The organism is Polaromonas sp. P1_G2 (assembly GCF_056405515.1).
On record NZ_JBFUBY010000664.1, the window covers coordinates 1 to 642 of the forward strand.

Below are 642 nucleotides of genomic sequence, written 5' to 3' on the forward strand. Positions count from 1 at the left end.
ATGTCATCCTGCTGATCGGCGACGGCATGGGCGATTCCGAGATCACCGTGGCCCGCAACGTGGCGCTTGGCGCCGGCAATTTCTTCAAGGGGATCGACGCCCTGCCGATCACCGGGCAATATACGCATTATTCGCTGAACAAGGACGGCACGCCGAACTACGTCACCGATTCGGCCGCCTCCGGCTCGGCCTGGGCGACCGGCACCAAGACCTATAACGGCGCGATCTCGGTCGATATCCACGGCAAGCCGCAGACAACGATCCTGGAAATGGCCAAGCTCGCCGGCTATGCCACCGGCGACGTTTCGACCGCCGAAATCCAGGATGCGACGCCGGCCGTGCTGGTGGCGCATGTGACCGGGCGCAAATGCTACGATCCGACCTCGACCGCCAAGCAATGCCCGACGAATGCGCTGGAGAATAACGGCCTCGGCTCGATCTCGGAGCAATTGCTCAACGCCCGCCCCGACGTCGTGCTCGGCGGCGGCCGCAAATATTTCGACGACAAGGCGCATGCCGGCCAGTGGAAGGACAAGCCGCTCATCGACCAGGCGAAGGCGCGCGGTTTCCAGCTGGTCGAAAATCTCGACCAGCTGAATGCGGTCAAGCAAGCGAATGACAAGACGCCGCTGCTCGGCCTGT

Annotated in this window: 1 protein-coding gene; it reads left to right on the top strand. The window is 63.1% G+C overall.

What is annotated here, in order from left to right; genetic code table 11:
* Nucleotides 1–642, top strand: a 642-nt coding sequence (locus AC1D0P_RS26815) for an alkaline phosphatase (protein ID WP_477679509.1), incomplete at both ends; no start/stop codon positions are given.